General features: G+C 35.8%; 14 protein-coding genes and 2 pseudogenes. 1 reads left to right on the plus strand and 15 read right to left on the minus strand.

Annotated elements, in window-relative coordinates; translation table 11 throughout:
* Positions 1 to 79: 79 nt before the first annotated feature.
* The 12 genes and pseudogenes from vga(F) to G575_RS10970 form a co-directional block, all read right to left on the minus strand.
* Positions 80 to 1465, minus strand: coding sequence for an ABC-F type ribosomal protection protein Vga(F) (gene vga(F) / locus G575_RS11800; protein ID WP_037622512.1), 1386 nt, complete (start codon positions 1463 to 1465; stop codon positions 80 to 82).
* 1096 nt (positions 1466 to 2561) lie between these two features.
* Entirely contained in the window at positions 2562 to 3371 is an 810-nt protein-coding gene (locus G575_RS0102035) for an ANT(9) family aminoglycoside nucleotidyltransferase Spw (protein WP_002294509.1), read from the minus strand.
* A 131-nt stretch (positions 3372 to 3502) separates the two neighbouring features.
* Positions 3503 to 4030 carry a phosphoribosyltransferase family protein gene (locus tag G575_RS0102040; RefSeq protein ID WP_002294507.1) on the minus strand — a complete coding sequence of 176 codons (528 nt, stop codon included), beginning with the start codon at positions 4028 to 4030 and terminating at the stop codon, positions 3503 to 3505.
* 43 nt (positions 4031 to 4073) lie between these two features.
* Positions 4074 to 4937: an aminoglycoside nucleotidyltransferase ANT(6)-Ia gene (locus tag G575_RS0102045; RefSeq protein WP_002294505.1), complete on the minus strand. Its 864-nt coding sequence runs from the start codon at positions 4935 to 4937 to the stop codon at positions 4074 to 4076.
* 32 nt (positions 4938 to 4969) lie between these two features.
* A complete protein-coding gene (locus G575_RS0102050; protein WP_000662263.1) occupies positions 4970 to 5704 on the minus strand; it encodes a class I SAM-dependent methyltransferase in 735 nt (244 codons plus the stop codon).
* A pseudogene (locus tag G575_RS10965) lies at positions 5685 to 6554 on the minus strand (nucleotidyltransferase domain-containing protein). Before G575_RS10965 ends, G575_RS0102050 begins: the two are co-directional and overlap by 20 nt.
* A 102-nt stretch (positions 6555 to 6656) precedes the next feature.
* On the minus strand, positions 6657 to 6902 hold the full coding sequence (locus G575_RS0102060) for a single-stranded DNA-binding protein (protein ID WP_000567889.1): 246 nt from the start codon (positions 6900 to 6902) through the stop codon (positions 6657 to 6659).
* Between the two features lie 149 nt (positions 6903 to 7051).
* Positions 7052 to 7474 (minus strand): annotated as a pseudogene (locus G575_RS11620) (recombinase family protein); the annotation flags it as partial.
* A gap of 3 nt (positions 7475 to 7477) precedes the next feature.
* Positions 7478 to 7750 carry a CpXC domain-containing protein gene (locus G575_RS0102070; RefSeq protein ID WP_027971252.1) on the minus strand — a complete coding sequence of 91 codons (273 nt, stop codon included), beginning with the start codon at positions 7748 to 7750 and terminating at the stop codon, positions 7478 to 7480.
* Positions 7751 to 8149: 399 nt separating this feature from the next.
* Complete coding sequence (locus G575_RS0102075; protein ID WP_027971253.1) at positions 8150 to 8770, minus strand: CadD family cadmium resistance transporter; 621 nt, start codon at positions 8768 to 8770, stop codon at positions 8150 to 8152.
* Between the two features lie 607 nt (positions 8771 to 9377).
* Positions 9378 to 9782: a bleomycin binding protein gene (gene bleO, locus G575_RS0102080; protein ID WP_001242578.1), complete on the minus strand. Its 405-nt coding sequence runs from the start codon at positions 9780 to 9782 to the stop codon at positions 9378 to 9380.
* Between the two features lie 397 nt (positions 9783 to 10179).
* A protein-coding gene (locus G575_RS10970) for an IS6-like element IS1216 family transposase (RefSeq protein WP_001067797.1) occupies positions 10180 to 10856 on the minus strand; the annotation gives its coding sequence in 2 pieces (ribosomal slippage) (positions 10180 to 10670 and positions 10670 to 10856; 678 coding nt in all).
* Here G575_RS10970 and G575_RS12410 point away from each other — a divergent pair.
* Complete coding sequence (locus G575_RS12410; protein WP_032514102.1) at positions 10855 to 11136, plus strand: DUF5960 family protein; 282 nt, start codon at positions 10855 to 10857, stop codon at positions 11134 to 11136. The two genes, G575_RS10970 and G575_RS12410, sit on opposite strands and share 2 nt — an antisense overlap.
* A gap of 8 nt (positions 11137 to 11144) precedes the next feature.
* Here the strand turns inward: G575_RS12410 and G575_RS0102090 are convergent, their stop codons facing one another.
* From G575_RS0102090 to G575_RS0102100, 3 genes are read right to left on the minus strand one after another with little or no spacing between them, the layout of a single operon-like run.
* Positions 11145 to 11441, minus strand: a complete 297-nt coding sequence (locus G575_RS0102090; RefSeq protein ID WP_000667758.1) for a hypothetical protein — start codon at positions 11439 to 11441, stop codon at positions 11145 to 11147.
* 49 nt (positions 11442 to 11490) lie between these two features.
* The gene (locus tag G575_RS0102095; RefSeq protein ID WP_027971254.1) at positions 11491 to 11880 is read right to left on the minus strand and encodes a DUF5945 family protein; all 390 of its coding nucleotides are present in this window, start codon (positions 11878 to 11880) and stop codon (positions 11491 to 11493) included.
* On the minus strand, positions 11877 to 12104 hold the full coding sequence (locus tag G575_RS0102100) for a DUF5965 family protein (protein ID WP_027971255.1): 228 nt from the start codon (positions 12102 to 12104) through the stop codon (positions 11877 to 11879). The genes G575_RS0102095 and G575_RS0102100 overlap by 4 nt, the downstream gene beginning before the upstream one ends.
* Positions 12105 to 12109: the final 5 nt, after the last annotated feature.

Genomic DNA, 12109 nt, shown 5'->3' on the forward strand with positions numbered 1-12109 from the left:
ATACCCTATGTTTAATTCTTTCCTTCTGAGGAAAATATCAATACATCAATGTAAGACAATAGAGACTAAGCGAGTACATCTATGGCTCCTCAGTTAGCTGATTATACTCAACCAGCCATTTTCTTTGGACAATACTCTCAACAAACCGCTGATCATGGGAAATCAAGAGCACACTTCCCTGGTATTCCTGCAAAAATTTCTCCAGAGCTTCTATGGCTGTAATATCCAGATAGTTTGTTGGCTCATCTACTATCAAAAGATTTGCATCCGATAACAAGACCTTGGCCAAAGAAAGTCGAACACGTTCACCACCAGACAGATTTGCTACCTTCTGCTGGGCCTTATCGTAAGAAATCCCCAACATGCCTAAAAGATTGAGAACCGTTCCCCTGTCTTGAAGCGACGTTGAGCTAGCATTCACAAAGGCTGTTTCTTCTTCATTGAGACTTGTCAAATCCTGGGAGAAATAAGCAATTTTTAATTTTGGATTGTAATAGCCTTCTAATTCTTTTGAAATCAATTTCCGAACAAAACTTGTTTTCCCAGTACCATTTGACCCAACCAAAGCTAGCTTGTCTCCAAAAATCATGCCAAGCTGAGGAAAATCAAATAAATACTTTTCTCCAATCCAGAGCTGACCAGCCTGCAAGCGAAAGAGACTGTGAAGACCCGTATCTAAGGCACCTTTCGCTTCCATCTTTACCCACGCTTCCTTTCTGGGTTGTTCAACCTTGTCCAAACGCTCTATCCGTTTTTCCAAATGCTTGGCAGTCTTGGCCATAGACTTGGCTTGACTATCATAGGAACCCATCATAGCACTAACCTTCCACTCAGACGATGAAACACCTTTCTTTTTCTTCCCCATCTTCTGAGACTTGACTTGGCGTTCATGTTGGGCTTTTTTCAGTTGGGCAACTTTTTTCTGATAGGTTTCATAGGCCTGCTGCTGTCCTTCTCGCCTAGCTCGGCGACTTTCTACAAACGCCTCGTAATTTCCTAGATAAACCTGAAACTTTCCTTCTTCTAAATGCCAAATGTGACTGGCTACTTGATTGAGAAAATGCCGATCATGACTAACAACTAGTAGACTACCTCGATAGCGTTTGATTTGTTTGATTAGCTTTTCCTGGTGTTCTTGGTCCAGATTAGCTGTCGGCTCATCCAGGATTAACAACTGTGGTCTTTGGGCAAAAGCCTCTTGAATAGACTTCCAAACTTGTTCCCCACCTGAAAGCGAGCTCCTTTCCTGTAACTGGGGTACATAGGCCCAGTCTACTTTTACCTCAATTTGACCGGCAAAATCCCTATCCAGTCCTAGTAAGATTTTCAAAAAAGTAGACTTGCCAACACCATTATTTCCAACCAAACCAACCTTTTGACCAGCTTGAAGGCTCAACTGCTTGATTGTGAACAATCTACGCCCTGCAATTTCCTTCTCTAATTGAATACATTTTATCATTTCCATATAGACCTCTTTTCTTCACAAAAAGGGCTTCTATTCTTCAAAAAATGACACAAGAAAAAAGTCATGCAAAACATGACCTTTCCCTATGGAAAAAGTCACACGAATAGCAAGCCCTTATGAGCAGTCTTACCCCTTGTATCGTCGGTTAATGCAACCTCATACAAGTTTTAAGAACGACTAATAAGTAGCTTAATTATTCATGTAACTTCACCTCACGTATTTTATATTTTTATTATAAACAAGTTCAATGAATTTGTCAAATCATTAAAACGCCATGTATCATACAATACTATTTATAGTTACTAAAAATAACCGTAGGAAAATTTAAGTGTTCAAAATTTTCTTCAAGATTAAGAACGGATTTTATCTGAGCTATATTAATATATTTTCAAAAAGGAGTAAATCTGTTAGTGCTATAAAATCTCACTAATAATGATATTTTTCGCTGAACGTTCAAAATTTTGAACAATAATTTTATTGACTGGATAATCAACTATTAGTCTATCAAAATACTCCGAAAATTCCTAATGTACTATTGTTGTCATTCTACTTTTCCTCTTCATCATTAATAAGTAAACAACTTGCTCTCACTTATTATATTCGCAAGTCAAAATAAATTTTCGAATTTTTTTCAAAAAAAGTTAAGTTGTATTATATCAATTTCAGAACTCACACTTCAATCGACCATTCAGGCGATATTAGAGGTGGGGAAGTTTCTATTCCCACAAACTCCTTGTCAATGGGAACAAACACGTACCCACAGGGTAAATGGAAATAGAAACTGATAATCTCTAGCTATCACTTCTACCCACTCCAAAAATTTTCTCACTCTGATACTTCCCCACCACATAGCAAAAAGCCTTGATTTCAAGGCTTTTCAGTATCCCTTTCGTTCAAAGGTTTCTAGGCTTTTATGAGCAGAGCAACACACTCCACGTGGCTCGAGTTGATGGCATTGATGTCTTAAGCTGATTTTTAACCCTTTCGTTCGCGGGAACGTATCAACGGTATTTTGATTATTTTTTAAGAAACTGATATATGGGGGAACATATCGAAGCAATCAATAATGCACATTAACAACTAGTCTTTGTTATATTTAAACTATTCGAAAAGGTAATTGGATATTAAGGGAAGACTCTATAGACTTTTTCATATGATTAACGAGTTCAGCCACCTCAGATTCCATTCCTTCCCACTTGTCAACACACTCTCCTAAATAAGCCTCTCTCGCTTTGTTGAGTAAAGTAGCATGCTCATCGGGTAATTGAGGTATCGCCCATTCAGCTGCCAGATCTTTTGAGCGAATTTCACCAGTAGATGCTGTCAGCCACATTCTGGCTAAAGTTAAAATCACATTGCGTTCGTCACCGTTAATGCTAGCTATCAACCCGGGCAACGATTCTTTAATTGCTTTTCGAATATCTGTCATTGGCACAGGCTCAATTACTTCTGTTGCCTTTGGTCCCAAAAGGTTAATACTATTTTTTCTTAGTTGTGCTAAAAGTATTGCTAAATCCGGATCATAAGTCGACTCAGGAATTTCTCCCTTTTCAAACTGCTCTCTTAGCCACTCGCCATACATAAATTCATATTTGGGGGGGAAATGCCAAGGGACAATATCCTTTTGATTTATGACCGTAACTTCAAGAGGCCTCATATCTTTTATGTTTCCTATTTTCCCAGATATAAGCATTAACCTATTTGTAAGATTCCTTCGAGTTTTTTCAGATAAACTTTGATTTGTTATTACCAAAATATCTACATCGCTATTCATACGTAAACCACCCATTACTGCCGAACCATACAAATACACCCCAATTAACATATTATCAAGTAGTTCCGCTATAGTTTTTAATGCTTGAATTGCTTCTTTCGGAATTTTTTTGTTACTTAAATCTATACTCAACTTCGATCTCCTTTCGTCTGAAAACTGTTTTTTAACGCCTCTTAAAATTTATAAAAAAAGAGTAAACATCTTTCGTTGTATTGTAAATTAACGCCATCCAAAATTTTGATTCAAGATTTTCTTTCGGTTTATTATATGTTTGAGCCAATATAAGCTACAAAACTGCTGTCTATCCATTTTTGAGTAACCTCATTTATATCAATCCCAATAGTAGCCAACCCAATAATGCTGCAATCCAATTTCTCTAACAAAGCTATTAAAGCCTTCATTTGAGAACCTGTCTCTATCCAATCATCTACAATCAAAACTCTTTTGTTCCTCACAATAGAACTCTTAGATATTTCAAAGCTTTTATCTTGACCTGAATAGTCGGTAAAATGTGTCGAAATAATCTCTTCTTTTGCGTATGGCAGCTTATCACCTTTTCTTACTCCAATAAACCCCACTCCAAGTTCTTTGGCTATGGCAGTGCCTAGTATCCATCCAATTGCTTCTGGGGCAGCCACATAATCTACTTTATTTTGAAAATCCAATGATAGTACTTTTACAATTTTATCAAAAACGGTTTTATGTGTAAAAATAGTTAGTAAATCATATTTTCCAATTGAGTTACGAGGTAATATACCTCTAATTTCATTTATAACATCAGTACTTTCCATACATTTACACCCCTTGCTTATGGTTAATAATCTTTGCTAATCTTTAAAAATAGTCATTTTCAACATATTTTTTATACATGTCCTCGGTATATCTTGTTATGTTCTTACCATACTCTGGATAATCAAACCCCAGTAGTTCTGCTACCTCTTTGGACACTTCCCTGAACAATTGGTGGCATATAAATAATGACTTCCAAATATTTTCATAGGAATCCATGCGATATGTAGATAATAATCTATTCCATAGATCTTCATCAATGTATTTGTTAATATACTTATAATTTTTCCCAACACTTAATGAAAATTCTGTCTTTATCCCAACCTTCCACGACATCATCCTAAGTAGTTCAAACCGTAGAATCTGGTTCAGATGATCGATTGCAAACAGTATCTCTTTGCGGCACAATCCTTTAATAACATAAGGTGTTACATTCCAAAATTCATTGCAGCAATCATCATACTCCCTTGCGCTTGGCTTTCTTACATGATAATCTATATCAGTCGGAACTATGTCCCTTTTAATTCTACAATCTTTATCAATTAGAACCTTTATTAATTTATCGCCCTTTAGGTAATTATCTAACTCTTCCAAGGGCAATAAGGTAAGATCAATTTTATTGTAATCATCAAATAGCATAAGATAGGAAAATCCCTTTTCTTCAGGTGGGAATAATTCCATATCCTCCGGCTTTTGCATCATTATTATATTCCCAAATTGATTAAGCCAGTCATCATTAGATATAAACGGTTCTATATCACTTACAAAATATGTAATATCATAATCCTGAAATTCATCTTTAGGTATATTAATATTTGCGCGTGACCCCTCAAGGGTCACAATTCGAATACGTTCATCCTGTTCTGCTAAAGAAAGTACTAAATCCATCATTTCTTTTTCTGATCTCATTTACATACTCCTCGTTTATTTTTTCTATATTATTACATCTTCTTTTTTGCCGATACAATCAGCATCATTGGGCGTCGCATTTCATCCGCCATCCCCGGAATATCCATCATGTTCTCTGGCGGCTGTGGCTCCACAATCTGATTTATTATAAAACTATTTGAAAGCAGTGTATTTAGATATGTGGTCAGTGTTCTATGATATTTTGTAACCTTTTCTTCCAAAAACATAGCTGTCCGTTTGCCCTCATAATAATAATTGTCCACCGGGAAATGCAGTATTTCTCCTTTTTCGTTATAATACCAGTCTTGTGTTCCATGAGCAGTAAAAACAGGATGTTCAACTGTAAAAACTAAATTGCCACCAGCCTTCAGCATCCTATATATCTTTTTTATTAAATTCTCATAGTCTGCTACATAATGAAACGCAAGCGAACTTAGTATTACATCAAAGCTCTCCTCTGGGAAATCCACATCTTCTATGGCACAGCATTCATATTCAATCTGTGGAAAATGGGTTTTTCCTTTTGCTACTTCGAGCATTTTATGAGAAATATCAACACCTACTACAGAGGAAGCACCGTTTTCCATCGCATATATACAGTGCCATCCATAGCCGCATCCTAAATCAAGCACACGCTTACCCTTAAAATCAGGTAGCATCTTTTTCAAAGTCTCCCATTCTCCCGCACCAGCCAGTCCTTTCTGCGAGCGACTCATTTGACTGTATTTTTGAAAAAATATATTATCATCATATTTGTTTTCTTTCATCTGAACTCTCCTCGTTTAAAAAGTTATTTATCTCCGATACAATTTCATTCACTTCATTATAAAGCTTCTCGGTCATGTCGTAGCATTCAAAAAGTGAGATACCGAGTACTTCAAAAATATGATTTACCTTCTCGGTATATTTTTCAGGTTTATGTTCAAAAGTTTCAAGCAGTTTTATAGCTTTCTTTTCGTTGATACAATAAGCATTATTACATGCAAATAACACTTGATTTAAACATGAAACTATACGAAAAACATGACCCGCAATATAATATTTATCGTCTGTTCCCGAATTTGCTTTTACAAACATTAAAGAGAACCCTGCTTCAAACATAAAAAAGTTAACTAAACTTTTCTGCAAAGCATTGGGATAAGTTTCTGCCTGTTTTTTTAATTCGCATAAGCTTTCATTCTTAGCATATAGTATTTTGCTAATCGCTAATTCTCCTCAATACATTGCACTAATATAACCATGGGGATGCCCAGTCTGATAATTGGCAGTAACAATTCCGTGCTCTGTATCTTTCATTATTTGTTCCACACGTTTAATATCACGTAAAATTAAATCCACATGATACCCGTTTATGACTAACCATCCGCCGCCATTAATCCAATCACCCCATGCTCCGGGAGGTACAACAAGGTTATTTCTATGCTCATCATCCAGCTTTGTAGCGAATTGATTAATAGTATTTATGTCAAATGATTCTGAATTGTAATAGATGCCGATATCTATATCCGAATCCTCTGTATGGGTGCCCCTTGCACGTGAACCACCTAAAACAATACCTTCTATATAAGACAGAGAGGATAATTTCTCTGCTACTGATTTAATAATATTATCTACCATCAAGCATGCTCCTTTTATCGATTCACTGCTGTAAAAATTCCAAGCCAAATCTTTTGCTTCTACTCAACATATTTATAATTTTTTTAATTTCACAAAAGATAGTTAAAACTTATCAATTGTCTTTTTATACCTCTGCTGATTAGATGAAGTCTTTTCAATAGCCTTTAAATTACCATTCATTTTGCTAACATGGTTTAAAAATAACGTTCCAAGCAGAAGTCGATCCTTTCTGGGTATCCTATTCCACACATATCCCTTGAATAAATCTTTAACAAGAAAAACTTCGCCATCATTTAGATTTTCAGTTTCTCTAATAGCTTCTTCCAATAGCTCATTTACATCAATCATGTTGTCCACTCCTTATTAATAATAATATCAACAACATTGTTGATATTATTATACGTATATTCACAGTCAAAGTCAATCCGTAAATAAGAAAAGCCACCAATCAAGGAAGTAACACCTCTCAATTGGTCGCCATTTCTGATATCCTATATCTCAATGGTGTTGATATTTTCTTTTTCAAAGAATACAGCGATGTTTTTATCTTTTAACTGACGGATGTATTTAAGGCAGTCTAACGTGTTTCTGGCAAATCGGCTGATGGATTTTGTAATGATCATGTCTATTTTTCCTGCCATACATTCCTCAATCATGCGGTTGAACTCTTCACGCTTTTTGGTATTTGTACCTGTGATACCATCATCCGCAAAAATCCCTGCCAATTCCCATTCCTTGTTTTTCTTAATATAGTTTGTATAATGTTCAATCTGAATTTCATAACTTGAAGCCTGCTCCTCACTATCCGTTGAAACACGACAGTAAGCAGCCACTCGTATTTTGGGTTTGCTCTCACTAGTTTTATTATTTCCGACTCGTTTAATTGCCGGAATCACTGTGACATTTCTACTCACTGCCACTTGTTACACCTCACTTTCTATCAAACTGTAGGCATATTCCGCCTGCTTGTATGGGTCTTCATATTTTTGCACCAGAGGTTTTGCTTTGAACTTTACAGGGTAATCCGTTTTCGGTTCATCTTTACAGTTATGGCAGGTAAATTTAAAGAAATCCCAGTCCAAAATAGCAGAAACAATCTCAGGGGTCTTCACCGCATAAACCCTATCAAATCTTTCAAAAGTACTTTGTTTTCCGCAATTAGTGCAGTTTGTTTTTGTTAAAAAAATTGTTGTCATTCTACTTTTCCTCTTCATCATTATTAAGTAAGCAACTTGCTCTCACTTATTATATTCGCAATGCAAAATAAATTTTGGAATTTTTTTCAAAAAAAGTTAAGTTGTATTGTATCAATTTCAGAACTCACACTTCGGTATTAGTACTCATTTTAATACAAATTTTTCTAAGCAAGAAAAAAAGTCACTCAATAGGTGACTATGGAACGTAGACAAACTCTATTTTTAGAAGGTGTAAATTAAAATTATTTAATTACCATTCTTTCAACTAACTCTTGAAACGCTTATTTTATCGTGTATCAGGAGTTTTTCTTCTCTAGAAGAACAAAAAAGATTGAAGAAAAATTGTCCCAAATGGACTTTTTCTTCAATCTGAAAGCCCCATTTAAGGGGCTTTTTTATCTATAAAATAAAGTTCAGAAAAGTCTCAATCGTGCCACTTTCATACATGATGTATAGTCCAAGTGGAATGAATACTAACGGCACAATGATTCGCTGGTATTTTTCAATTGTCTCGGATATTAACGGAATAGAAGATAGCACCCGACTAAGCTCGCAAAAGATAATTATGCCGATTGCAAACACAAGCAACGCCACGAGGGTCTGTGACCAATCTAACGAAGCAAAATAAGGTATATAGATACCTAAATTATCTCCGCCAGATGCAATTGTCAGCAATGTAACTGTCCAAAACAGTTGATTTGCCTTGCTTTGTTCTAATCTTTCAATAATTTCTTCCTCTTCTTCTTCCTCACCTTCTCCAACAATTGCAAAGCGAATCCCTAAATAGATAGGGATTAAACCAAGTAATCCAACCATCCATGCTTCAGGCACGAAATTGACGACATAAGCAGCAACTAAACTCGCCCCTACAAGTAAGCCAGTGCCTAGATACTGCCCCGCATAAATATGCCATTTCTGTTTATTCTGTGATAGCTGTGCAAATAAAATAATTAAAATAATTAAATAATCGATACTGGTGGAAATATAAACACCAATAGCAGATATGATTGTCTGTCCCATAAAAAAAACTCTTGTATTAGTCAGTAATAAATCAGCAAATTTTAGGAGAGCACAGACACATTAATTTAGCTATCCCTAATGGGTAATGTCGAACGTAGGAAAGCATTTTACTCCTCCTCAAAACATAGTTACAAAGTAATTTCTAACTGGAATTCGGTGACTACTTCCATGTAAAGTATAACACACTATACTTTATATTCATAAAGTGTGTGCTCTGCGAGGCTGTCGGCAGTGCCGACCAAAACCATAAAACCTTTAAGACCTTTCTTTTTTTTACGAGAAAAAAGAAACAAAAAAACCTGCCCTCTGCCACCTCAGCAAAGGGGGGTTTTGCTCTCGTGCTCGTTTAAAAATCAGCAAGGGACAGGTAGTATTTTTTGAGAAGATCACTCAAAAAATCTCCACCTTTAAACCCTTGCCAATTTTTATTTTGTCCGTTTTGTCTAGCTTACCGAAAGCCAGACTCAGCAAGAATAAAATTTTTATTGTCTTTCGGTTTTCTAGTGTAACGGACAAAACCACTCAAAATAAAAAAGATACAAGAGAGGTCTCTCGTATCTTTTATTCAGCAATCGCGCCCGATTGCTGAACAGATTAATAATAGATTTTAGCTTTTTATTTGTTGAAAAAAGCTAATCAAATTGTTGTCGGGATCAATTACTGCAAAGTCTCGTTCATCCCACCACTGATCTTTTAATGATGTATTGGGGTGCAAAATGCCCAAAGGCTTAATATGTTGATATAATTCATCAATTCCCTCTACTTCAATGCGGCAACTAGCAGTACCAGCAATAAACGACTCCGCACCTGTACAAACCGGTGAATCATTACTACGAGAGCGCCAGCCTTCATCACTTGCCTCCCATAGATGAATCCGAACCTCATTACACATTAGAACTGCGAATCCATCTTCATGGTGAACCAAAGTGAAACCTAGTTTATCGCAATAAAAACCTATACTCTTTTTAATATCCCCGACTGGCAATGCCGGGATAGACTGTAACATTCTCACGCATAAAATCCCCTTTCATTTTCTAATGTAAATCTATTACCTTATTATTAATTCAATTCGCTCATAATTAATCCTTTTTCTTATTACGCAAAATGGCCCGATTTAAGATAAAGTCCGTATAATTGTGTAAAATGTACTTGGGTCATGTAAAAGTCCTCCTGGGTATGTTTTTGTCGTTAAAAACATTGTACCGTAAAAGGACTGTTATATGGCCTTTTTACTTTTACACAATTATACGGACTTTATCTTTAATATAGAACTTTATCTATATTTTGTCAATGAGTAAAATATGAGTTATATCCTATCGTAAATTATAAAATACCTCTTAAAGCATCTCCTGAAAGGTTCAGTTGCAAAGTTTTAAATAAAGAATAAAATCCCTTACGGTATCTATGATTTAAGCTGGGATTCCCAATAATACCTTGATTTCAGTACAGACCGAAAACTCGAAGAGAGTGCCTTCTTTCCGGGTTTTCTTATATAATCCTCGAATGGCTTCCATGCCTTTAATCGTGGTAGAGGCAGTGCGTAAACTTCGATAGAATTTATTGCGTCTCTTTACTGGACGATGGTCTTGTTCAATCAAATTATTCAGGTATTTAATGGTACGATGTTCTGTCCCTTGATAAAAGCCGTATTCTTTTAGTTTCTTAAAGGCACTTGTAATAGAGGGGGCTTTATCTGTGACTACAACCTTCGGTTCATCAAACTGCTTCACTAACCGCTTAAGAAAAGCATAGGCTGCTTGTGTGTCCCGTTTTTTACGTAACCAAATATCCAAGGTTAAACCATCTGCATCGATGGCTCGATACAAATAATGCCATTTTCCTTTAATTTTGATGTACGTTTCATCCATTTTCCATGAATAAAAGGATTTTTTATTTTTTTCCAAATTTGATAGAGTAGTTTGCCATATTCTTGCACCCAACGATAAATCGTCGTATGAGAAACGTTAATGCCACGATCATATAAGATTTCTTGAACTTCACGATAGCTAAGGTTATAACGAAGATAGTAGCCCACGGCTACAATAATCACATCCTGCTGAAATTTCTTTCCTTTAAAAGGATTCATCGTCATTCCTCCTGCTATCTTTTTCTATTATTCTACCTTATTTGGTAGTAGATTTAAAACTTTGCAACAGAACCCTCCACTTACTTTCTTAACAGATGATATTATGCTTGCCATGGCAAAATCTCAAAAGCCCTATTTTAAGCTAAATAAGGAAAATTCGAAAGACCATCGTGACCATTATTTTATGTTCAATGTAGAACCTTCACGAGATAATAATCTAGTTAGACTATATTGTTACGATTCAACGATGACACATATTTCAAAAAACAGGCCAAAATAATTGGTCTGTTATTTGTTATTATTGCTCTCTCGCCTACCTTGTCTAAATCTCTCAATGTTTTTTTTCAACTGCTCAGTATTCAGTTTATTTTTCGCTTCTTGAATTGTCTTATCAAGATTATGTTCCTCTGTGTTTGTAATGTTTCGAGACACTTCTACGTTCTTGCTAGGCTTGAAACTTGGATCAAAAACCACATCTAGGAGTTGCTCTACTTTGGTTTGTTCAGTATCTGACATCTCTGATAGTCTATGAATCAGTCGTTTAAATTGATCCTGGTTCTGATTTTTCTTTTTAAAGAATTTCATTTTCTTCTCCTTAAATCGTAAAAAGGTAGCCCGCATAGGACTACCTGACTTATAAATCATCAATGGCTACTGAAATAGCCTGTAACTTTTTATTTTGGATTTTCTTTTCATCAATCAATTGATGAAGTTCTTCAATTTGCTTCTGACAGGCGGAAATATCCTTGTTGTTTTGTGCAATGGTATCAGCCAAATGTTGTTTATAGTCACGTGTGATATTTACCTTCTTCGGCTGACTTTGTTTAACGGTTGATGCGAGCTTTTGTCCATCTTTAGATTCTGACTCCTTTTGTTGCTGTTCAAAAGCAGCCACATAATCTACTTCTTCAATTGGTTTTTTATCCTGTTTATGGAAGAGTGCTGCGATTTTAGCTCGTTCTTCATGGGACGATGTTGGTTTCACATCCTCTAGTGGCTGATCAAAATTCCATGTTTTACTCATTCTATTTCCTCATTTCTGTAATTTGGGTGTAGTATGGTTTCTTTACCAAAGGCTTGCTCTAGTGCTTCATGAAATGACAACTGACTTGATTGTTGCCGTTTGATAAAGGTACTGTACATAGCTGTTTGTAGTTGGTCACGATAGTGTTCCAATTTCTCCGTCTCACGTGAGACCTTTTCTTCTTGTCTAGCTACTTTTTCAGCCAGACGTTCAATCACACTCATAGGGT

This window comes from Streptococcus plurextorum DSM 22810 (genome assembly GCF_000423745.1).
Taxonomy (GTDB): domain Bacteria; phylum Bacillota; class Bacilli; order Lactobacillales; family Streptococcaceae; genus Streptococcus; species Streptococcus plurextorum.

What these genes read in the sequence shown, in the direction of transcription:
- G575_RS0102040 (WP_002294507.1), bottom strand. Translation starts at nt 4,030, where the DNA reads ATGGAAAGTACTGATGTTATAAATGAAATTAGAGGTATATTACCTCGT.
- G575_RS0102045 (WP_002294505.1), bottom strand. Translation starts at nt 4,937, where the DNA reads ATGAGATCAGAAAAAGAAATGATGGATTTAGTACTTTCTTTAGCAGAA.
- G575_RS0102050 (WP_000662263.1), bottom strand. Translation starts at nt 5,704, where the DNA reads ATGAAAGAAAACAAATATGATGATAATATATTTTTTCAAAAATACAGT.
- G575_RS0102060 (WP_000567889.1), bottom strand. Translation starts at nt 6,902, where the DNA reads ATGATTGATGTAAATGAGCTATTGGAAGAAGCTATTAGAGAAACTGAA.
- G575_RS0102070 (WP_027971252.1), bottom strand. Translation starts at nt 7,750, where the DNA reads ATGACAACAATTTTTTTAACAAAAACAAACTGCACTAATTGCGGAAAA.
- G575_RS0102075 (WP_027971253.1), bottom strand. Translation starts at nt 8,770, where the DNA reads ATGGGACAGACAATCATATCTGCTATTGGTGTTTATATTTCCACCAGT.
- G575_RS0102090 (WP_000667758.1), bottom strand. Translation starts at nt 11,441, where the DNA reads ATGAAATTCTTTAAAAAGAAAAATCAGAACCAGGATCAATTTAAACGA.
- G575_RS0102095 (WP_027971254.1), bottom strand. Translation starts at nt 11,880, where the DNA reads ATGAGTAAAACATGGAATTTTGATCAGCCACTAGAGGATGTGAAACCA.
- G575_RS0102100 (WP_027971255.1), bottom strand. Translation starts at nt 12,104, where the DNA reads ATGAGTGTGATTGAACGTCTGGCTGAAAAAGTAGCTAGACAAGAAGAA.